This window comes from Chryseobacterium indologenes (genome assembly GCF_001295265.1).
In the GTDB taxonomy this organism is placed as follows: Bacteria; Bacteroidota; Bacteroidia; order Flavobacteriales; family Weeksellaceae; genus Chryseobacterium; species Chryseobacterium indologenes_A.
Genome location: NZ_LJOD01000003.1, coordinates 275027 through 295814, shown reverse-complemented (window position 1 = coordinate 295814; position 20788 = coordinate 275027). Strand labels below are relative to the sequence as shown.

Sequence of the window (20788 nt, the reverse complement as noted above, 5' to 3'; positions counted from 1 at the left end):
AAAAAATAATAAAATGAAAAAAAGAGTTTTACTGCTAAGTTTAGCTGCTATGATGACCGCTACATTTACGGTAACATCATGCTCCAGTGATGATTTCGGAACCACTACTACTCAGGCAGGGGTTTTAACACTGTCTTTCTCAGGTGAAAATATTTCATCCTATACTAGCTTAGATCTTGAGATCAAGGAAGTAAATACAGGTGCTGTGAGAAGGGAAACCATTAAGAATCTTAATTCTTACTCCCTGACCTTACCATACGGTTCCTATAAGATTACGGTAAACGGCGCTATTATTTCCGGTAATGAAGAAGTATCTGTGGGCGCTATGGCACAGACTGATATTGCCTTACCTGCCACCAATCTTAATATTCCTTTAATCATCAAAAAGTTTCATGAGGACTTTATCATTGAGGAGGTTTTCTTTACAGGAATTAAAACGGCTGACGGAAAAAACTATAATTCAGGACGTTATTTTAAATTAACCAATAACACCAATAGCGTATTATATGCTGACAAACTGATCCTTGGACAGTCTGAATTCCTTACCACAGAGGATAAAAACCCAACTCCATATAATGCAAACCTGTCGTTCCCTGTAAAAGCCGTGATGGTACTTCCGGGATCGGGTACTGAATATCCTGTACAACCAGGAGACTTCATCGTTATTGCTGACAATGCCATCAATCATAAGGCACAAACGAGCACCGCTTACGACCTTCACAATGCCAACTTTGAATATCCTTCCACCAATCCGGCCTTAGGACAGGTAGACAACCCCTCTGTTCCGAATGCAAAAGTGATCTATTCACAGATGAACTATAATATGTTTTTCCTGCATGACCGTGGCTTTGAAAGTTATGTTATTGCCCGCTTCCCGTTTGGAGAAACTGAGGACAGCTTCTTACAGAAAAATAAATACGATTATACTTACATCAACAGTGCCGGTGGTGTTACTTCAAAAAGTGCTTACTCTATCCCTAACTCATGGATTATTGACGGGGTAAACAACAGTGTTTCTTCAAAATTTGCGCATACTCTGACTTCTGCAAGTATCGACGGGGGATGGACTTCTGTAGGAACAATTGATAAAGACCCTACCCGTTTCGGAAAATCGGTAAGACGTAAGGTAACCGGGCAGATGTCCAACGGTAAAAACCTTTATATGGACACCAACAATTCAACGAATGATTTTGTGAAGGATTCTCAACCAAGTTTAAGAGACGGTATCGTTCATTAAGACAACATCTGATATTCAACAGCTAATTATGTTACATACCAAAACGTCTGTCTGCCTGTTGCTGGTCGGAATTTCCTTTACCATGAAGGCTCAGGACAGTCTCAGCCTTTTTAAAACCCTCAGCAATCAGTACAGTCAGGAAAGGGCTTTCAGAAATAATTATTACTATAACCCGGCATCCATGTCGGGTTACAGCTCTTCTTCATTTTCGGAATTCGGGGTGGGCTACCACGACAATAAGGAAAAAGTTTACCGGCAGCAGCTCGGAAACGGCAGCAAAGGCTTAACAGTAGAAGCCCGGTCTTTTCAAAAGCTGAAACCGAACCGCTTTGTCTGGGGAAATGCAAGTTATCAGAATTTAAAAACAGGTTCTGTGAAGTGGAACGAAACTTTGGATTACGAACGTATCGCTCCTTACATCACTGCAGATTCCGTAGGTGGAAAATTGAATCTTGAACGCTATCAGTTTGCCGGCGGGTACCTGCAGAATATGAACAGATGGACAGTAGCCGGACAGATTAGCTATTCGGCACAGATGGGTTACCGCTCAAAAGATCCGCGGATGAAAAGCACCACTTCTGACCTTCGGGTGAATGCAGGAGTCAGTTATAAAGTTTTCAGGGAATATGAAGTGGGAATTTTCGGTGAATTCAACAAATACACCCAAAACAATTCCGTTCAGTTTCAAAGTCTGCTGGGAAGACCTTATGTATACATGATGTCAGGTTTTGGCTTTTCCAATTACCTGTTTAACGGGGGAACCCGACCTGCCAATACGTATGAAGAATTTGCCTATAAAGGCGGTATTCAGATTTCTAACAAACAGGGAAAAGATTTTTATTTTCAGGCTGCAGCCGGAACCTCAAACAATATCAAAGGGGATAATGAAACCAATAGCTATTTCGACCTGTCTGAGCTGAAAAATGAAACCTTTGAACTGGAAGGGGCAAAATTCTTCAATGTTGCGGAAAAACACAGGCTGGGAATATCAGCCGGATATTCAGCTTCCCGGAAAACAGGATCTGAGTACGGCTACTCCATGAATACGGCATCATTGAGCCAGCTTTTCAAAAGAGAAGCTTACCGCAGAGAAAATTATACAGCTTCCGTAAAAGGTCTTTACCAGTACAGCCAGGATAATTTTACCATTACGGCAACTCCGTTTTTTGAATATGAAGAAATTAAGGAACGCAGGCTTTATCCGAATTCCGGACAGAAGTTTGTGTATTCTTATTTCGGATTAAATGCGGATTACCGTCAGAAGATAAGTAACAGTCAGGTTCTTACTTTCCAGCCATATTTTTATAAAAGAACAGTCAATAAGTCCATCAATGCTTTGAGTACGGCCGGAAATGCAGCTGTTGACGAATGGGTACTTCAGGATTATCTGTTCCAGGCCAGTGATATTACCACTTTCGGAACGGTGCTTAGATATGATTTTAAGTTGAAAAAACTGCCTGCCTTCTTTGTAGGCGCACAGTACCAGACACAAAAAATCCAGAAGAAAAACAACAATTTTGCAGGCGCAAGCATAGGAATAACGTTTTAACACATGAGAAAAGGAATATTCGGAGCTTTAGGTATCGTTATATTTATTTTATTAAGCTTTACCCCGAAAGTAGGTCAGGACCTGATGGAAGTTCAGGACCCGACCATTGAAGATATTGTAAAAAGCTATAAAAAAGCAATTTCAGAATGGCCGAAACCCACCATCGATTACGGGGTAAAATGGAAAGAATTTGCGCCTATTCAATTTGATTCCGCTTATTTTACAGAGCAGGATAAGCCAAATATCATTTTAGGAAAAATGCTGTTCTTTGATCCTAAACTTTCCCAATCCAACCAGATTTCATGCAGCTCCTGCCACGACCCGGAAATGGGCTGGTCAGACCGCAGACGTGTCGCTCTGGGAAATAATCATCTTCTGGGCAACAGAAATACTATGTCACTCTTTAACATTGCGGAAAGACAGTCATTTTTCTGGGACGGAAGAGCCAAAACCCTTGAAGAGCAGGCTTCAGGACCTCTTGGTGCCCATCACGAAATGGCCATGGATGTAAAAACCCTGCCTGCCAAGATCCAGACCATAAAAGGCTATACCCAGCTATTCAAAAATGCTTATGGTGATGATAAAGTAACGTATGACAGGATTGTGAAAGCCATTGCTGATTTCCAGAAAACCATCAAAAGCCAACCGAGCCGTTTCGATAGATTCCTGGAAGGCAAACATAATGCGTTAACCGATGAAGAAATCTATGGGATGCATGTTTTTCGGACTAAAGCAAGATGCATGAACTGCCACAACGGACAGTATCTTACCGACGAATCGTTCCACAATATCGGACTGACGTATTACAAAAGAAAATACGAAGATCTGGGGCTGTATAATGTGACTAAAAAACCTGAAGACATCGGTAAATTTAAAACCCCTCAGCTGAGAGACCTTCTGCTTACCCAGCCGTGGATGCACAACGGTCTGTTCGGGGATCTGGAAGGTATTGTAAACATCTATGACAGCGGAATGCATATGATGGACCCTACTCCTGAAAAGAAACAGCTGGACCCGAATTACCCTTCAGCCGATCCTTTACTGAAACCTTTAAAATTAACCCCTCAGGAAAAAAAGGCTCTCGTTGCTTTCCTTGAATCCCTTTCCGGAACAAAATTCAAAATGAGAAGACCGGAATTTCCTGTGGAATAGTTTTAAACGAATATAATTGAAGAAAGTCCGGTACAATTCCGGACTTTTTTTGTCAGAAATTGGATTGAAATATTTCAAGGGTACACAAAGAATACTTATATACTCCATAAATAAGATAAACAAAGGCATAAACTTAACAAAGTACTACATAAGGTAAAAAGAGGCACATTTTCTTATTTATCTCCGGCTTATGATGAAAAAATATTATTTTCGTTAAAAAAATAACACAGTATATGAAAATAGCAATTCTGGGCGCCGGCAATATGGGACTTTCCTTTTCAAAATCTTTTTTGAAATATGAGCTTATCAAGCCTGAAAATCTCCATCTGATTACAAGAAGCCAGTCCAAAATTCCGAAAATAGCTGAAGAATTTCCAAAATCGCAAATTTCCACCTTTGATGAAACTGAAGAGCTGGATGCCGATCTTGTTATTATTGCCGTAAAACCTCAGGATTTTCAATATACCACAGAAAATATCCGGTTTTCATTAAAAGAGAATCAAATGGTTCTTTCCATCATGGCCGGAATTACCATTGAAAAAATTCAGAATCTGCTGAACCATCGTCTGGTGGTAAGAGCTATGCCTAACTCTCCTACCCTTCTGGGAATGGGTATTACGGGATATACTGCTGCAGAAGGCATTTCTTTCAGCCAGCTGATCAGCATAGAAAGACTGCTGAACAGCACCGGAAGATCTGTTTACCTGGAAAACGAAGACCTGCTGAACGGTGTTACAGCCCTTTCCGGTAGCGGCCCTGCCTATTTTTATTACATCATCGATGCCATGATTAAAGCCGGTGTTGAAATGGGTATTGATGAAAACCTTTCCAAACTTTTTGTGAAGCAGACGATGCTTGGAGCCTACCATCTGATCAACAATTCAGAAAAAAGTCTGGAGGAACTGATCAAAGATGTTGCATCCAAAGGCGGTACCACAGAAGCTGCTCTCAGAACATTTGAGGAAAACAATTTTAAAGAGATCTTAAAAAGCGGAATTTTAAATGCTGAGAAACGGGCTAAAGAACTAAACGGCTAAACTTCCGTTCTAAGAAACGGCGGAGCAGCCATCCAAGAAAAACCCCGAATGTATTCAGCATGATATCATCTACCTCAAAGATACCCATTCTGGTAAAATACTGCATGGCTTCTACAATCACAATAGAAGAGACAAAGGTATATAACAATGGTTTCAGATTTATCAGGTTGGGAAAAATCCACCCCAGAAAGCCAAAAGGAATAAACATGATTATATTTCCTAAAACAATCATCACCGTATTGGTCCATACAATATTATCCTGAATAAACCATAATGTAGAAAAAACAGGTTCTATCCGGATCTGGTTATCCTCATACTGAAACCTGCCCATTCCCAGGAACATGAGATACAGCAGTACAAGAATGTAGGGAATGATTACAATTTTATATAATTTCTTTAACATCTGTTGCAAATTTATTCATTTCAAAAACATTAAATTTGTGTGTTAAATTAATTTAATGAAATACGTTCTACTTACGCTCATTTCAGCGATGCTCCTTTCCGTTTCGTGGCCGACTTACGGTGTTCCGTTTTTTATATTTTTTGCCCTTGTTCCTCTCCTGATGATGGAACACGGAATTTCCAAATTCTCTTCTTACAAAAGAAAAAGCTGGATGGTCTTCGGGCTTTCCTATTTATGTTTTGTGATCTGGAATGTGGTAACCACCGGCTGGCTGTACGGATCAAAGAATCCTGACGGAAGCCACTCGCTGATGGCCGTTTTATTTCCGGTTCTCGTCAATTCATTTTTATATTCACTGGTATTTCAATGCTATCACTGGTATAAAAATGCACAGGGAACCTATTGGGGATTAGGGTTTCTGATTGCTATATGGATGAGTTTTGAAAAATTCCATCTGAACTGGGAGCTTACCTGGCCATGGCTGAATTTAGGAAACGTTTTTGCCGAATACCCAAAGCTGATTCAATGGTATGATACATTGGGAGCAACAGGCGGAAGCTTCTGGATACTCCTGATCAATGTGCTGGTTTTCTATACTCTAAGAACCTGGGAAGCAGGAAGAAAGAGAAAGGATCTCATCAAAAATTCTTCCATTCTAGCGGGATTAATCATTCTTCCGATGATTATTTCCCTGATGAAATACAGAAGCTTTGATGAGAAACCATCAGGGCAGGTGAATGTTTTAATGCTGCAGCCTGACCTCGATCCTTATGCTGAAAAATATTCAAAGGACAGTATTACGATCCAGAATGACCTGCTGACCTTAGCTGAAAATAATTCGAAAGGAAAGATTGATTATTATATCGCTCCGGAAACAGCCCTTCCGGGAAGAGGATCTATCTCTGAGACGGCTTTTGAAAAGAGCCTGCTTTTAAATAATCTTAAAGGATTTTTAGCTTTACATCCAGGTGCTGTTTTTGCTACCGGGATTTCATCGCACCGCTTTTATTCTGAAAAAGAAAACATTCCGAAAGAAGCCTACCAGATCAATCAGGGCTTATGGGTGGAAAGTTACAATACAGCAGTACAACTTGCTCCACAGCAGAAAATTCAGGTCTACCATAAAGGGAAACTGGTTCCCGGAGTTGAAATCTTCCCTTATATGAGTGTTTTAAAGCCGCTTTTAGGAGATGCCATGCTTAATCTTGGCGGAACTGTTGCCTCTCTCGGTACCGATAAAGAAAGAATGGCCTTCACCAATCCTTACAATAAAGGAAGAATGGCCCCTATTATCTGCTACGAAAGCATCTATGGCGAATTTACAACTGATTATGTAAAAAAAGGAGCCAATTTCCTGGGCATCATGACCAACGACTCATGGTGGGGCGTTACTGAAGGACACAAACAGCTTCTCTCCTACGCCAGACTTAGAGCCATTGAGACAAGAAGGGAAATTGCCCGTGCTGCCAACAGTGGTATTTCTGCCCATATTGATGCGAGAGGTGAAGTGACTGCCGATACTTTTTATGGAGATCAGACCACCTTATTTGCCAAAGTCAACCTGTATGATACCATGACGTTCTATACCAGAGCCGGAGATCTGCTTTCAAGATTCTCCATCTTTGCCTTAGGTTTTTTATTATTCTATTTCCTGATTGAAAAGTTTAGAAACAGAACGAAGAAAGCTTAATTTTAAACACTTAGAATCTATACTTTAATAGCTCAGAAAAATTCTGGAAAATGCTATAGACACAAGGGTTTGAACCGTTATAATGCTTTTAAGGCATACGAAAACCAAAATTTTCAGCTGTTTATGACATCAGTAATTGGTGTATTCTGAGAGAATTTCTTAAGCCACAAAAGATTTTGACACTTTAGATATATAAATGCTTTGCGTATAAAAGTTCATATAAGAATAAAAATCTACGATTTTTATGTATTCAGCGATATAAAAATTTTATCGGAGATAAATCTTACCCCTTTTTATACAGCCTATAAAATATTCTTACAGTATTGAGCATTCAAAGAAAAATCTGCGAAATCAGTGTGATCTGTAGGAAAGCAGTTTATAAGAAAAGCCAGCTGGACGTCTGGCTTTTCTCATGATAGAATGATTTAGGTTACTTAATAATAAGTTTCTGAGTGGTTATCTCGTTTTTAATTTTCAACTGTAAAAGATAAGTACCTTTCGGAAGATGTGAAATATTAATGGTCTGGTCCTGTTCCAGAGTAATATTCAGTTTTTTTCCATCTATTGAATACATTCCAATCTCTGAAACTTTTTCTCCCCTGATGAATACCTTATCTGATGCCGGATTAGGATAAACAGAAATCTGATTTCCGGTTTTCACTTCCCGGGTCGCCAGCGTTAGTGTTCCCTGAACCGAAGGATCTGAATATGCTTTTGAAGCATCAATAGACCGTACACTCCAGTAGACATCCTGAACAGAAGGGTCAAGATCCAGAAACCAGGAAGGTGTTGTTACAGTATATTTAGCAACATCTGAGGTTCCCGGTGCAGAGCCTACTTTAATTTCATACCGCAATGCATTTACAGGAGTTTTATCATCTGTTGCTCCGTTCCATGAAAAATGAAAACGGTTGCCGTTTTTTGTAAGATTAAGGTTTGCAGGAGGTGTAGGTTTCTGGTTCACTTCCGGAGAAGTGCTTCTGAAGATTTTAGTAAGTGAAGGATAGCCCGAATCTGCCCAATCAAATCCGGCCAATAAAACATCCAGACGGTTGTCATTGTCAAAGTCAAGTAGATTAATAAAACCTGTACCTCCTAAATAGTGCAAACCTGTAGGTATATTTTCAATAAATCCCTGGTTGGAAGGATTGAATAAAAAAGTTTTAACAACAGCATTGGTATCTTCATCATTTCCTGAAATGATAAAATCATAATAACCGTCATTGTTGAGATCACCAACGCTTATGGATGCATCTGCAATTTCCGGCGTATTGATCAATTGTTCAGTAAGATATCCTGTTCCGTCATTCATCAGAACGGCAAAATAAGGAGCATCATTCTGATCAGTTCCGGAAACTATTATGTCCTGATAACCGTCTGCATTGAAATCGGCAAAATCAAGCTTCCCACTGGACAGCGCATTGAAATCCTGGGAAAGTTCCAGGATTCCGCCTTCATTTAAATAGACTTTAAATAATGGAGCACTACCCGTATTCGTTCCTAAAATGACAAGATCCAGAAGATTGTCGTTATTCAGGTCAACCATTTTAAAGCTGCCGTTTTGTGTTCCTTCCATCCAGCCTTTTGTCAGTTCAAAACCGGTTCCCGTATTCCGGTAGTAATCCAGCTCGTTGATAAATCCGGTTCCTTCCACATATTGCGTTCCGTTGATCAAATAATCCTGTTTACCGTCATGATCAAAATCAATGACTTCCATAGAACCGTAGATTTTCCCGGGAAGTACGGTTTCTTTCACCAGTCCGTTTCCTGTATTTTTAAACCGGTAATGTTTGTAGTTCACGACATCCGTATAGCTTAAGCCCGTAGAAATAATATCCAGCAGTCCGTCATTATCAAAATCAATGAATTGAATATCTCCTAAATGGTTGGCATCATTTCCAACGTTTGCGTAAGGCACCAATGATATCCCGTTATTTTTATACATTTCATTATAAGAAACATCAGCCTGCCCATCACCATCTGTATCTACAGCTCCGTTGATTACTACATCCGGCTTACCATCATTATCCATATCTGCCACATCCGCAGATCCATAATAAAAGTTCTTCATACTCGTCTGAATTTCAGCATAATTCTGAGCTACAGCCCCTACCGGAAGCATCAATAAAAGAATACAAATCCTCGTCATATTATTTTTATTTAGATTAATTAAAAACAAAGATAAAACATTTGTTTCTCCGTCCCAGAGCAGGGTTACATGAAATATATCACCCTTATTGGGCTGAATATCTCAGAATTTCGGGTATTTTAAAATTCAATATTATTAATCAGCCAGTTATTTGCAAATATTTTCCAAAAGATTTGTCTATCTAAAAAATTCTTCGTTATTTTGCACTCTCAAATATTATACAAATAAGAACATCGAGATATGTCAAGAATTTGCCAAATAACAGGAAAGCGTGCAATGGTTGGTAACAACGTTTCTCACGCTAATAACAAAACGAAGCGTCGTTTTGAAATTAACTTATTAGAGAAGAAGTTTTACCTTCCGGAGCAGGATAAGCACGTTACACTGAAAGTATCAGCTCATGGATTGAGAGTGATTAACAAGATTGGAATCGAAGAGGCTTTAGAAAGAGCTGTAAGAAACGGATTGATTAAAAAGTAATTGAATCATGGCAAAAAAAGGAAACAGAGTTCAAGTAATCCTTGAATGTACAGAGCACAAAGAAAGCGGTATGGCAGGAATGTCCAGATACATTTCTACTAAAAACAAAAAGAACACAACAGAAAGATTGGAGCTTAAAAAGTACAATCCGGTTCTTAAGAAATATACTGTTCACAAAGAAATCAAGTAATTTATAAATAATAATTTACCATGGCAAAGAAAGTAGTAGCAACCCTACAAAGTGGTCAGTCTAAGAAAATGACCAAAGTGGTGAAGATGGTTAAGTCTTCTAAGTCAGGAGCTTACGTTTTCGAAGAAAAAGTAATGAATGCAGACGAAGTGGATGGTTATTTGAAAAAATAATCCACACTTTATTTACAATATAAAAAACTACTCATATTTTGGGTAGTTTTTTTGTTATCTTTGTTCACCGGATTATTAATCAGTAAACTATGAAAAGGATTCTTGTTCTGGTGTTCACAGCGGTTTCTCTATTTTCATTCAGTAGAAAACAACGACTCAGACAAAATCTAAAAGTTCGTCAAAAGTTTTCAGCATAAAAGGAGTATCACAGGCAGTAAGCATAGACTGCTGAAATTCCAGAATGATTCTTTTATCCGGGCAGGTTCCACTGGATGCAGAAGGCAATCTGGCGGGAGACAATGTAGAAAAGCACACAGAACAGGTTTTCAAAAATACAGAGAACATTCTGAAAGAGTACGGAGGGATACGAAAAGATATTATAAAGCCGGGGATCTTCATTAAAGATATATCCAAAGCACCAGACTTCAGAAAAGTCAGAGATTGATATATCAATCCTAAGAATCCTCCGGTAATCAGCCTTGTGAAAGTAAGCCGGCTATTCAGAGATGAAATCCTGACAGAAACAGAAGTCACAGCTGTTGTTAAAAACAAATAAGAATAAACTATGAGTTGGTTTAAAAATATATTCAAGAAAGAAGAAAAAGAAACACTTGACAAAGGATTGGAAAAATCCAGCCAGGGCTTCTTTGAAAAAATGACGAAGGCCGTAGTCGGTAAAAGCAAAGTAGATGATGAAGTACTGGATGACCTGGAGGAGGTACTGATTGCATCCGATGTAGGCGCCTCCACTACCATTAAAATCATAGAACGAATTGAAGAACGTGTAGCCCGCGATAAATACGTTGGGGTAAACGAACTTGATAAGATCCTTCGTGAAGAGATCTCAGGGCTTCTTCTTGAAAACCCTCATGCCGGAACCGGAAATATAGACACCTCCAAAAAACCTTATGTCATTATGGTGGTAGGGGTAAACGGAGTAGGAAAAACAACAACCATTGGTAAACTTGCCCATCAGTTCAAATCTGAAGGCAAAAAAGTGGTTCTTGGAGCGGCAGATACCTTCAGAGCTGCTGCTGTTGACCAGCTCACAATCTGGAGCGAAAGGGTCGGAGTTCCGATTGTAAAACAGAATATGGGATCTGATCCGGCTTCTGTAGCTTTCGATACAGTACAGAGTGCTGTTGCCCAGGATGCAGATGTTGTGATTATTGATACAGCAGGAAGGCTTCATAATAAGATCAACCTTATGAATGAACTTTCCAAGATAAAAAGAGTGATGCAGAAAGTCATTCCTGATGCTCCTCATGAAATCCTGCTTGTTCTTGACGGTTCTACCGGACAGAATGCTTTTGAGCAAGCTAAACAGTTTACAGCAGCCACTGAAGTGAATGCCTTAGCCGTTACAAAATTGGATGGCACAGCAAAAGGCGGTGTTGTTATCGGAATATCAGATCAGTTCCAGATCCCTGTAAAGTATATTGGTGTAGGCGAAAAAATGCAGGACCTGCAGCTTTTCAATGGTACGGAATTTGTTGATTCATTTTTCAAGAAAAGATGATTTTTATCATGTTTTCCCTTAACTTAGCAAAACAGATCAATTAAATATTAACAATTAAAAAATTTGCAACTATGGGAATTTTAACATGGATCTTATTCGGTCTTATTGCAGGAGCAATCGCTAAAATGATTATGCCCGGAACACAGGGAGGCGGATGGCTTATCACTATTATTTTAGGAATTCTGGGAGCATTCGTTGGTGGTGCTATAGGAGTTTATGTTCTACACTGGGGAGACGTTACTTCTTTCTGGAATCCACGCAGCTGGATCCTTTCCATCGGAGGTGCTTTGATCATTCTCTGGATATACGGAATGGCCACTAAGAAAAGCTAGCTCATTCTATAAAAAATAAAATCCCGGATCTGAAATTCAGGTCCGGGATTTTTTGTACAATATAATTTAGTTAGTTGATTTTGATCTGATAAGGCATTTCCATCTTCACCTCAGACTGCAGTTTTTTATCCGTGATCTGCTGAAGAATTTCATAATTGGCTTTTCCAATCTTATTTTTAATGATTCTTGCTGAAACTTCATCTTCATTCAGATCCTTGAAGATCTGCTCAAACGGAGACATCTTTTTAGGATAGGAAGCAATGTGGTAAGACTTCAGACCTGCTTTCTGTGCTGCAAATTTTACGGCATCATTTAATGTTCCAAGATCATCCACCAGACCAATCTGCTTGGCACGGGTTCCGCTCCATACTCTTCCACCTCCCACACTGTCGATCTGCTCGAAAGTCTGCTTTCTGTTTTGAGTCACAAAGTGAACAAATCTTTTATACGTTCCTTCCACACTTCTGGTAATCAGGCTTACTCCGTATGGAGAAACTCCGTTCAATGCCGAATAATACTGTGAATTGGCATTAGTCGCGACAATATCTGAACGAATTCCGTTTTTATTGGCAATATCCTTATAATAAGGAATCACTCCGAAAACTCCAATAGACCCAGTAAGCGTGTTAGGCTCAGAATAAATCTTATCAGCAGCCATTGCAATATAATACCCCCCTGACGCAGCATAGTCGCCGAAAGAAACTACCAAAGGCTTTTTCTTTTTTAGCTGCTGAAGCTCAAACAGGATCTCATCTGAAGCATTAGCGCTTCCGCCTGGTGAATTAATTCTGAAAACAACTGCTTTCACTTTATCATCATTCTGAAGATCTTTGATATATTTAACATATTTCTCAGAGAAGATCTCGTTATATCCGTCACCATTATTGATAGATCCTGAAGCATACAGTACAGCAACTTTTTCCCCGGATTTATTTTCATCGGCATAAGAACTGATATAATTAGCTACAGAAATCTTGTTCAGCTTTTCTTTCTCTTTTAGACTCAGCTTAGTTTTAATCATTTCATCATATTCTGTTTTCTGAATCAGTTTATCAGCAAGCTTATATTTCAATCCTAATTCAGGAATCATTCCATATAAGCTGTCAACCACCATTCTGAACTGGGCGGTATCAATTTTTCTTGAAACGGCAATTTTAGCTGATGTATTCTTCCAGATATCATTCAACAATGTACTCAGCTGTTCTTTATTCTCAGGAGAAATATCATTTCTCAGGAAAGGCTCTACCGCAGATTTGAATTTACCATGACGGATCACTTCAATGCCAATCCCGTACTTTTCTGCAAAATCCTTGAAGAATGTAACCTCAGTGGCCAGACCCTTCAATTCTATCATTCCGGATGGATTAAGGTAATACTGATCAGCAACGGATCCCAGATAATAAGAAGATTGTGAAACAGCATTTCCGTAAGCATAAACAAATTTTCCGCTCTTTTTAAAATCTTCAATGGCATTCCGGATATCATCAAGCTGGGTAATTCCTGCGTTGAGATGATCTGCCTCAATACTTATACCTTTAATATTATCATCAGTTTTTGCCTTATTTATCGCTTCCAGTACATCATACAGCAGAATACTTTTGTTTTTATCACTGATATTGAATAGACTCATATCTTCCTCAGTAGGGCTATCAATAATATCGGTCTTCAGGTTAATCGTAAGTACAGAATTCTTCTTTACCACAACCGATTTTTCACTACCCATAGAGCCGAATACAAGCATCATGATGAAAAAAACGAAAAACACAGCAAATAATAGGACAATTGCCACTATATTTGCTAAGACATTTTTAAAGAAACTTCTCATAAATCAATCAATTTTCCAATATGTCGCAGCATAAGGTCATTTTGTTACTCGGGAGTAACCTTGGAGATCCAAAAAAAAATATAGAGTTTGCTCTGGAAAAAATAAGGGAGGGAGGAAACGAGATTTCACAGTTGAGCGAATTTCTGACATCCGAACCTGTAGAATTTGTCAGTTCCAATATTTTTTGTAATATTGCATCAATAATATTCACACGTCTTTCGCCTATTCAACTGCTTGATTTTGTTAAGAATATTGAAGCTGGAATGGGTAGAATTAATGATTCAAAATCATCAGGAGGCTATAGTGATAGAATTATAGATATTGACATCATTAAGTATAATGAATTGAATTTCAGATCAGAAAGATTAGAAATTCCCCATAAAAAACATCTTTTTGAAAGGGATTTTTCTAAAATATTATTGAAGGATTTTATCTAAAATAAAACATAAAACATATAGTATGAAATTAGGTTTATTATTATTGGCCACACTTCCTATCGCAGCTTTTGCTCAGGAAGGTACTACAGTAAGCTCGTCTACCGAGTATCCTAATACTTTTTCCTCAGGTTCCGCTAATGTAAAACCATTTGATAATAAGTCCAGACGTTTCAACGACTGGTCTGTTTCTGTTGGTGGAGGTGCTGCATTTATGGTTCATTCCGATCTCAGATCTTTTTACGATAAAAAGACAAACTGGGGTTATAATGCCTATGTAAGTGTGGATAAGCAAATTACCCATGTGTTTGGAGTAAGCCTTATTTACCAAAGAGGTGAAACCAAGCAGAAAGCCATGTTGGATGGTGCAGCAGGTGTTGCAGCAGGCGTAGCGACTGCAACAACAAAGTATGATCAGGTAGCCTTAATGGGAGATGTCAACTTATCCAATTTATTGAGAAGAGTAGACAATCATTCTCCTTACAGATGGGCTTTCCATGGATACGCAGGACTTGGATTCCAGGGATACAAAACATCCCTTCATGACAATGACGAGTTCAGATGGAGCAATACCCCAAAAAGATTTCCTTTATTCATTAAACAGGATTTCGACATCAACTCGCTATTCTACCAGTTCGGGTTAGGACTGAAGTATAAAGTTTCCAAGCTTATCGATATTGAAGCCAGAACCATGTACATCATCAGTGGAGATGATGAATTTGATGGCGGCGGATGGGCTGACCCGGCTAATTATGACACATCTAAACCAGGAGCGAAGTATAATATGATCAGTGATTCAAGATCAGATAATGCATGGACTGTGAATTTAGGAGTTTCTTTCAAAATCGGAAAACACACTTCTCATTTAGCATGGCATGATCCGCTTCAGGAAGCCTATTACAGAGTTAACGTTCTGGAAAATGCAACGACCGATTTTGTAGTATGCGAAAAAGGAGATGCTGATAATGATGGTGTTTGCGACGATTGGGACAGACAGCTGGATACTCCTGCAGGAGCAAGAGTAGACGGTGCCGGTGTAGCTCTCGATATGGATCTGGACGGTGTAATTGACCTTTACGACAAGTGCGTAACAGTTCCGGGACCTGTTGAAAACAATGGATGCCCAACCAATAAGTAAGCCCGCTTACTTTGTATAATGAAATCATTTAATTAACTAAATAAAAAATACACTATGAAATTAAGTTTAGCAGTTGTTGCATTAGCACTGGCAGTTCCTACCGCCAGTTATGCACAAGACTCAACAGCAGTTTCAACCGGACAGTATCCAAATACTTTTTCTTCCGGCTCTGCTAACGTTTCCCCATTTACCAATCAGTCTAAAAGATTCAATGACTGGTCTATTTCGGCTGGTGCTGGGGTGCCATTAATTCAATCAGCAGATTTAACGTCTATCAAAAACGGTAACGGTAAAAATCTTTTTGGATACTCAGCATATGTAAGTATTGACAAAGCTATTACTCATGCTTTCGGTTTAAAATTACAATATGACAGAGGAGAAACAAGACAGGGATGGTTCAACACCAAAGATGCTGCCCCGGATGCTACAGCAGTAGGAGCAAGAACTCAATATGATGCAATTTCCTTATTAGGAGATATTAACTTCTCTAATCTTTTAAGAAGAGTAGATAATCATTCTCCATTCAGATGGGCATTACACGGATATGCAGGTATCGGTACTATTGCGTACAGAGCCTATCAGAAAGATATAAAAGGACAAAGACTTGCTACAGAAGTTAAGCCTTTCAAACTGGGATCTATGTTTATGCAGGCTGGTGCCGGTTTAAAATTCAAAGTGAACAGAAGAATTGATATTGAAGGTAGACTAATGTATGTAGTAACCGGAGATGATGAATTCGATGGTGGAGGTGACAAATACAGCACCATCAATAAACGTGAGGAGCAGGTATCTGATAACTTCTTCAACGCAACTTTAGGGCTTTCATTGAAATTAGGGAAACACGAATCTCACGTAATGTGGCATGATCCGCTTCAGGAAATCTATTACAAGCTTGATGTTCTGGCTAACAAAGATCAGGATATTGAAGTATGTAAAAAAGGTGATGCTGATAACGACGGTGTTTGCGACGATTGGGACAGACAGCTTGACACTCCTGCAGGAGCAAGAGTGGACGGTGCCGGTGTAGCTCTTGATACTGATCTTGACGGTGTAATTGACCTTTACGATAAGTGTGTAACAGTTCCGGGACCTGTTGAAAACAACGGATGCCCTACAACTCCAGCTCCGACAACAGGACCTGTAGTAGAAACAGAAACTAAACTGGAAGGAATTGAATTTGATCTGAATTCTGACCGAATTCTGCCGTCAAATACTCCAATCCTGAATAATGCGGTTAACTACATCAACTCTTCAACCGGTTCTTACAATGTAGTAGGAGCTACCGATACAAGAGGTACAGATGCTTATAACCAGAAACTTTCTGAAAGAAGAGCTAACAACGTTAAGAATTATCTGATCAAAAACGGTGTTCAGTCTGGTAAGATCAACGCAGTTGGTAAAGGTGAAAAAGACCTTAAATACCCGGAATGTGAACCTGCTACGAAGTGCCCTGAATGGAAAAACAGAGCCAACAGAAGAGTTTACTTTGAAGCTAAATAATAAACTTTTAGTAAATATATCAAAGCCGTGCCATGCACGGCTTTTTTTGTTGTAATACTTTCCTTAATTTTACCCTATGATTTCTCAGCAGGATTTTCAAAAATTAAAGTATGATACCCTAAAATATTTTTGGGGTTATGACGATTTCAGAGATTCACAGGAAGACATCATCGATTCGGTCATCAGTGAGAAAGACAATCTTGTATTACTGCCTACAGGTGCCGGAAAATCACTTTGTTATCAGCTTCCCGCTTTATTAAAAGAAGGGACATGCCTGGTCATTTCACCTTTGCTTGCCCTGATGAAAGATCAGGTTCATCAGCTTAAATCCCGGGGAATTGAAGCAGAATATCTTTCTTCCGAACTTGATGAATATGATGCTGAAACAATCTATGACCGCTGTAGGGAAGGTCTTACAAAGCTTCTTTACATATCCCCTGAGAGAATTACTAACAGTCAGTTTCTTCAGAATATTGAAGATATCCAGCTTTCCTTTATTGCAGTGGATGAAGCCCACTGTATTTCAGAATGGGGGCAGGATTTCAGACCCAGCTATCAGAATATAAAAGAGTTCAGAAAAAATCATCCGGAAATTCCATGTCTGGCTTTAACGGCTACCGCTACTCCCAAAGTTCTTGAAGAGATTAAAATTAAACTTGAGCTTAGAAAACTGGCAATTTTTCAGAAAAGTTTTAAGAGAGATAATATCAGAATCCTTACAGAAGAGGTTGCCGATAAATTCCAGCGGGTATTTGATATTTTAAAATATACTCAGGATTCAGGGATTGTTTATGTAAGAACCAGAAAAGAAGCAGAACTGCTCACAGAGTTCCTGAAGAAAAATCAGCTGAAAAATGTAGATTTTTTCCATGCAGGCTTAACCACAAAAGAAAAAAACACCCGTCAGGCCACCTGGAATAAAAGCGACAACTATGTTCTGATTTCTACCAATGCTTTCGGGATGGGAATAGATAAAGACAATGTCCGCTTTGTCATTCACTACTCCCCAGCCCCTTCTCTTGAAAATTATTATCAGGAGATCGGAAGAGCAGGAAGAGATGGTAAGGAAAGCTTTGCCTTTATGCTTTGGAATCAGCAGGAACTTATGAATTTTGATGAAATTTTAAAAAATCAGATTCCTAATAAAGCCGAGTTCCTGAAAATCATCAGCTACCTCTACTCTATTTTCCAGGTTGCAGAATATGAGCTTCCGGAAAAAGTTTTCCAGCTTAATATTCAGGGAATACAAAATTTCACCCGACTTTCCAGAGCAAAGATCAGTAATGTACTCAACTTTCTGCATAATCAGGAAATCATTTATCATAACGACAATAAAAGCCTTTCTTCTCTGGAACTTCTCATCAAACCCGATGAGATTGATCAGCTGGTACAAAAAGATGCTTATTTCATTGAACTGATGCTGCGTACAATTTCAGGGATCACCACCCATAAAGTAATGTTCAGCGAACAGCAGGTAAGCAATAAAATAGGGACAGCTGTTCCGCTTATCAAGGAACGTCTGAAAGAACTTCAGCAGAAAAATTACCTGGAATATGTGGATGGAGCCCTGTCAAGCATAAAATTCCTTAAACCCCGTGATGAAAGAGCTGTAAATGGGACCTACTGGAAACTTTTTGAGCATATTCAAAAAAACAAGATCCAGAAATGGGAAGAAATGAAATTCTATATTCAAAACAGCAGCCACTGTAAAATGAAGCTTATCCTTACTTATTTTGGGGAAAAGAATACAAAAAACTGTGGCCAGTGCTCTGTTTGTGAGAAAAATAAACAGTCGATCTTCGGAAAAAATATTTCCCAGCAGATCATCAGCATTCTGGCTAAAAATCCGGCAACCATTGAAGAGCTTTCCATCCAGCTGAGCTATCACTCTAAAAATAATATTCTGGAAAACCTCATCTTTCTTCTGGATTCCGGAAAGGTAAGAATGTTGAATTTCAGGACATACGCTCTGAATCATGAGTAATGAGTAATGAATGGCAAATAACGTTGTCATTGAAGATGGATAAGCATTCTTTAAACTATCAGCGTAACCCTAAGCTTTGAACATAACAGTCTCAACCTCGAATCCTGAAATTTCATTCATCATTCCCGATCTGTGCCATACAGGACCTGTAACTTTCGCCCCAAACTCTTATCTTTGCACTATGAAATCATTGAAAGTTGTTTTTTTAGGAACTCCTGAGTTTGCTAAAGCATCGCTGGAAGCTATCCATTTATCGAATCATAAAGTGGTAGGTGTTGTAACGGTGGCAGACAAAGCAAGTGGCCGTGGACAGAAAATAAACCAGTCCCCGGTAAAAGTATATGCTGTAGAAAATAATATTCCCGTTTTCCAGCCTGAAAAGCTGAGAAATCCTGAATTTCTGGAAGAACTGAGAAAGCTGGATGCTGATGTTTTTGTAGTCGTGGCTTTCAGAATGATGCCAAAAGTTCTTTTTGAAATGCCTAAAATGGGAACATTCAATCTTCACGCTTCCCTTCTTCCTGATTACAGAGGCGCAGCACCGATTAATTATGCCGTGATTAATGGTGAAGAGAAAACCGGGGCAACCACCTTCTTCATCAATGAAAAAATAGACGAAGGAAATATCCTTCTTCAGGAGGAGCTTGAAATTCTGCCGGATGAAAATGCAGGAAGCCTCCATGATCGTTTAATGGTAATGGGTTCGGCACTTGTTGTAAAAACATTGGACGGTCTTGCTGAAAATGCGATAACAGAAAAGCCACAACCCAATACAGAACAGCCCAAAAATGCATATAAAATCTTTAAAGAAGATACCCGCATCAACTGGAATGCCCCGTCCGGAGCAGTTCATCAGTTTATTCTTGGAATGTCTCCTTATCCTGCGGCATTTACCATTTTAAAAATTGGAGAAGAAGAAAAAGGATTAAAAATATTTGCCGGAAAATTTGAAATTACAGATCACGGAAGGCCGGCAGGAACTCTTGATATTTCAAAAAATGAATTTAAAATCTACACACAGGATGGTCTTTATTTTCCACAGGAATTACAGCTTGAAGGTAAAAAGAGAATGACTGTGAAAGATTTTCTTAATGGTTTCAGAAACTTTGAAGAGATAAGTTTGTAAATAAAAAGGAAGATGGAATTAACGTTCTGTCTTATATAAAACAAGGCCGGTTCTTTTTTAAGTTCCGGCTTTTTCGATGAATAGTAGAACTCCTTATAATGGGTCTTAACCCGGATTAACTTTTTCCTTCTAAAATAACTTCCGCCTTTTTATACTACACTCTTTTCTCAGGTTTTAAACAAACTTTACGTTTTATTGACAATTTTTCTACGGATTCTGCTGATGAATTCAGGGGTTACTCCCAGATAGGCAGCAATCTGAATGTTGGTCAGACGATGAGCAATCTGAGGATAATCTCTAAGAAAATCCTGATAGCGTTCATCCGAAGGCTTGTTCAGATTATCGATAATCCGGCGCTGGAGTGCAATAATAGACATCTGAAATTTAAGCCTCATCAATCTTTCAATTTCGGGAAGTTCAAGATAAAGCCTTTCCTTGTCTTCTTTGGAAATCAGAAGAATTTCGCTGTCTTCAATCGCCTGAATATTAAGCTGTGAAGGAATCTGATTGATAAAGCTGTCCATATCCGAAAGCCACCAGTCTTCTATACCGAAGTACAGGACCTGCTCATCTGCACTTTCGTTGGTACGGAATACTTTGAAACATCCTTTCAGAACGAACCCTTCATACATGCAGACCTCCCCTTCCTTTAAAAGAAATTCCTTTTTATTGATCTTCCTCAGAATAAAAGCGCTGCAATATTTTTCCAGTTTTTCGTCTGAAATCTCTATGTATTTTCTGATATGTTCTTTTAAAGGCCCGGTCATGGTTTAAAAATAAAAAAAGGTTTAGAAAAATCCTAAACCTTTTTACAATTTATAGTCTCAATAGCTTTACAGCAGGCAGGTTCACTATTGTCCTTTCGTTTAT

20 protein-coding genes are annotated in these 20788 nt (G+C 38.9%); 16 read left to right on the top strand and 4 right to left on the bottom strand.

Translation table 11 applies throughout. From position 1 onward, the window contains the following. Window positions 1-13: 13 nt before the first annotated feature. The 4 genes from AOB46_RS07420 to proC all read left to right on the top strand — a co-directional run bounded on the left by AOB46_RS07420 (window position 14) and on the right by proC (window position 4975). On the top strand, window positions 14-1237 hold the full coding sequence (locus tag AOB46_RS07420; protein ID WP_062697846.1) for a DUF4876 domain-containing protein: 1224 nt from the start codon (window positions 14-16) through the stop codon (window positions 1235-1237). Between the two features lie 28 nt (window positions 1238-1265). After that, the gene (locus AOB46_RS07415; RefSeq protein WP_062697844.1) at window positions 1266-2786 is read left to right on the top strand and encodes a DUF6850 family outer membrane beta-barrel protein; all 1521 of its coding nucleotides are present in this window, start codon (window positions 1266-1268) and stop codon (window positions 2784-2786) included. 84 nt (window positions 2787-2870) lie between these two features. Next, window positions 2871-3938, top strand: coding sequence for a cytochrome-c peroxidase (locus AOB46_RS07410; protein WP_410470266.1), 1068 nt, complete (start codon window positions 2871-2873; stop codon window positions 3936-3938). A gap of 233 nt (window positions 3939-4171) precedes the next feature. After that, entirely contained in the window at window positions 4172-4975 is an 804-nt protein-coding gene (gene proC, locus AOB46_RS07405; protein ID WP_062697839.1) for a pyrroline-5-carboxylate reductase, read from the top strand. Here proC and AOB46_RS07400 read toward each other — a convergent pair. Continuing rightward, entirely contained in the window at window positions 4956-5378 is a 423-nt protein-coding gene (locus tag AOB46_RS07400; protein ID WP_062697837.1) for a VanZ family protein, read from the bottom strand. The two genes, proC and AOB46_RS07400, sit on opposite strands and share 20 nt — an antisense overlap. Before the next feature lie 55 nt (window positions 5379-5433). On the opposite strand from AOB46_RS07400, the gene lnt reads away from it, so the two are divergent. After that, complete coding sequence (lnt, locus tag AOB46_RS07395; RefSeq protein WP_062697835.1) at window positions 5434-7068, top strand: apolipoprotein N-acyltransferase; 1635 nt, start codon at window positions 5434-5436, stop codon at window positions 7066-7068. 430 nt (window positions 7069-7498) lie between these two features. Here lnt and AOB46_RS07390 read toward each other — a convergent pair whose 3' ends face one another. Beyond that, a complete protein-coding gene (locus AOB46_RS07390; RefSeq protein WP_062697833.1) occupies window positions 7499-9217 on the bottom strand; it encodes a T9SS type A sorting domain-containing protein in 1719 nt (572 codons plus the stop codon). Window positions 9218-9457: 240 nt separating this feature from the next. Here AOB46_RS07390 and rpmB point away from each other — a divergent pair, with 240 nt between their 5' ends. The 6 genes from rpmB (at window position 9458) to AOB46_RS07365 (ending at window position 11911) form a co-directional block, all read left to right on the top strand. After that, entirely contained in the window at window positions 9458-9697 is a 240-nt protein-coding gene (rpmB, locus tag AOB46_RS07385; protein WP_007841810.1) for a 50S ribosomal protein L28, read from the top strand. 7 nt (window positions 9698-9704) lie between these two features. Continuing rightward, a complete protein-coding gene (gene rpmG, locus AOB46_RS07380) occupies window positions 9705-9887 on the top strand; it encodes a 50S ribosomal protein L33 (RefSeq protein ID WP_062697831.1) in 183 nt (60 codons plus the stop codon). Window positions 9888-9907: 20 nt separating this feature from the next. Continuing rightward, entirely contained in the window at window positions 9908-10060 is a 153-nt protein-coding gene (locus tag AOB46_RS22880) for a DUF4295 domain-containing protein (protein ID WP_002976755.1), read from the top strand. Between the two features lie 241 nt (window positions 10061-10301). Then, a complete protein-coding gene (locus tag AOB46_RS23815; RefSeq protein ID WP_062697828.1) occupies window positions 10302-10505 on the top strand; it encodes a RidA family protein in 204 nt (67 codons plus the stop codon). Between the two features lie 120 nt (window positions 10506-10625). Then, window positions 10626-11579 carry a signal recognition particle-docking protein FtsY gene (gene ftsY / locus AOB46_RS07370; RefSeq protein WP_062697826.1) on the top strand — a complete coding sequence of 318 codons (954 nt, stop codon included), beginning with the start codon at window positions 10626-10628 and terminating at the stop codon, window positions 11577-11579. Window positions 11580-11650: 71 nt separating this feature from the next. After that, window positions 11651-11911 carry a GlsB/YeaQ/YmgE family stress response membrane protein gene (locus AOB46_RS07365; RefSeq protein ID WP_062697824.1) on the top strand — a complete coding sequence of 87 codons (261 nt, stop codon included), beginning with the start codon at window positions 11651-11653 and terminating at the stop codon, window positions 11909-11911. A 70-nt stretch (window positions 11912-11981) separates the two neighbouring features. Here the strand turns inward: AOB46_RS07365 and sppA are convergent, their stop codons facing one another. Further along, window positions 11982-13736, bottom strand: a complete 1755-nt coding sequence (gene sppA / locus AOB46_RS07360) for a signal peptide peptidase SppA (RefSeq protein ID WP_062697822.1) — start codon at window positions 13734-13736, stop codon at window positions 11982-11984. 20 nt (window positions 13737-13756) lie between these two features. Here sppA and folK point away from each other — a divergent pair, with 20 nt between their 5' ends. From folK to fmt, 5 genes are all read left to right on the top strand, one after another. Continuing rightward, window positions 13757-14173, top strand: a complete 417-nt coding sequence (gene folK / locus AOB46_RS07355; protein ID WP_062697820.1) for a 2-amino-4-hydroxy-6-hydroxymethyldihydropteridine diphosphokinase — start codon at window positions 13757-13759, stop codon at window positions 14171-14173. Window positions 14174-14195: 22 nt separating this feature from the next. Beyond that, complete coding sequence (locus AOB46_RS07350) at window positions 14196-15308, top strand: outer membrane beta-barrel protein (RefSeq protein WP_062697818.1); 1113 nt, start codon at window positions 14196-14198, stop codon at window positions 15306-15308. A 54-nt stretch (window positions 15309-15362) separates the two neighbouring features. Then, a complete protein-coding gene (locus tag AOB46_RS07345; RefSeq protein ID WP_062697816.1) occupies window positions 15363-16808 on the top strand; it encodes an OmpA family protein in 1446 nt (481 codons plus the stop codon). Window positions 16809-16884: 76 nt separating this feature from the next. Continuing rightward, window positions 16885-18792: an ATP-dependent DNA helicase RecQ gene (locus tag AOB46_RS07340; RefSeq protein ID WP_062697814.1), complete on the top strand. Its 1908-nt coding sequence runs from the start codon at window positions 16885-16887 to the stop codon at window positions 18790-18792. A 181-nt stretch (window positions 18793-18973) separates the two neighbouring features. After that, window positions 18974-19918, top strand: coding sequence for a methionyl-tRNA formyltransferase (gene fmt / locus AOB46_RS07335; protein ID WP_062697812.1), 945 nt, complete (start codon window positions 18974-18976; stop codon window positions 19916-19918). A gap of 185 nt (window positions 19919-20103) precedes the next feature. On the opposite strand, the gene AOB46_RS07330 is transcribed toward fmt, so the two are convergent. Next, window positions 20104-20685, bottom strand: a complete 582-nt coding sequence (locus tag AOB46_RS07330) for a Crp/Fnr family transcriptional regulator (protein WP_062697810.1) — start codon at window positions 20683-20685, stop codon at window positions 20104-20106. Between the last annotated feature and the right edge of the window lie 103 nt (window positions 20686-20788).

What these genes read in the sequence shown, in the direction of transcription:
- folK (WP_062697820.1), top strand. Translation starts at nt 13,757, where the DNA reads ATGTCGCAGCATAAGGTCATTTTGTTACTCGGGAGTAACCTTGGAGAT.
- AOB46_RS07330 (WP_062697810.1), bottom strand. Translation starts at nt 20,685, where the DNA reads ATGACCGGGCCTTTAAAAGAACATATCAGAAAATACATAGAGATTTCA.
- AOB46_RS23815 (WP_062697828.1), top strand. Translation starts at nt 10,302, where the DNA reads ATGATTCTTTTATCCGGGCAGGTTCCACTGGATGCAGAAGGCAATCTG.
- rpmB (WP_007841810.1), top strand. Translation starts at nt 9,458, where the DNA reads ATGTCAAGAATTTGCCAAATAACAGGAAAGCGTGCAATGGTTGGTAAC.
- AOB46_RS07410 (WP_410470266.1), top strand. Translation starts at nt 2,871, where the DNA reads ATGGAAGTTCAGGACCCGACCATTGAAGATATTGTAAAAAGCTATAAA.
- sppA (WP_062697822.1), bottom strand. Translation starts at nt 13,736, where the DNA reads ATGAGAAGTTTCTTTAAAAATGTCTTAGCAAATATAGTGGCAATTGTC.
- AOB46_RS07400 (WP_062697837.1), bottom strand. Translation starts at nt 5,378, where the DNA reads ATGTTAAAGAAATTATATAAAATTGTAATCATTCCCTACATTCTTGTA.
- fmt (WP_062697812.1), top strand. Translation starts at nt 18,974, where the DNA reads ATGAAATCATTGAAAGTTGTTTTTTTAGGAACTCCTGAGTTTGCTAAA.
- proC (WP_062697839.1), top strand. Translation starts at nt 4,172, where the DNA reads ATGAAAATAGCAATTCTGGGCGCCGGCAATATGGGACTTTCCTTTTCA.
- ftsY (WP_062697826.1), top strand. Translation starts at nt 10,626, where the DNA reads ATGAGTTGGTTTAAAAATATATTCAAGAAAGAAGAAAAAGAAACACTT.
- lnt (WP_062697835.1), top strand. Translation starts at nt 5,434, where the DNA reads ATGAAATACGTTCTACTTACGCTCATTTCAGCGATGCTCCTTTCCGTT.
- AOB46_RS07345 (WP_062697816.1), top strand. Translation starts at nt 15,363, where the DNA reads ATGAAATTAAGTTTAGCAGTTGTTGCATTAGCACTGGCAGTTCCTACC.
- AOB46_RS07365 (WP_062697824.1), top strand. Translation starts at nt 11,651, where the DNA reads ATGGGAATTTTAACATGGATCTTATTCGGTCTTATTGCAGGAGCAATC.
- AOB46_RS07340 (WP_062697814.1), top strand. Translation starts at nt 16,885, where the DNA reads ATGATTTCTCAGCAGGATTTTCAAAAATTAAAGTATGATACCCTAAAA.
- rpmG (WP_062697831.1), top strand. Translation starts at nt 9,705, where the DNA reads ATGGCAAAAAAAGGAAACAGAGTTCAAGTAATCCTTGAATGTACAGAG.
- AOB46_RS07415 (WP_062697844.1), top strand. Translation starts at nt 1,266, where the DNA reads ATGTTACATACCAAAACGTCTGTCTGCCTGTTGCTGGTCGGAATTTCC.
- AOB46_RS07350 (WP_062697818.1), top strand. Translation starts at nt 14,196, where the DNA reads ATGAAATTAGGTTTATTATTATTGGCCACACTTCCTATCGCAGCTTTT.
- AOB46_RS22880 (WP_002976755.1), top strand. Translation starts at nt 9,908, where the DNA reads ATGGCAAAGAAAGTAGTAGCAACCCTACAAAGTGGTCAGTCTAAGAAA.
- AOB46_RS07390 (WP_062697833.1), bottom strand. Translation starts at nt 9,217, where the DNA reads ATGACGAGGATTTGTATTCTTTTATTGATGCTTCCGGTAGGGGCTGTA.
- AOB46_RS07420 (WP_062697846.1), top strand. Translation starts at nt 14, where the DNA reads ATGAAAAAAAGAGTTTTACTGCTAAGTTTAGCTGCTATGATGACCGCT.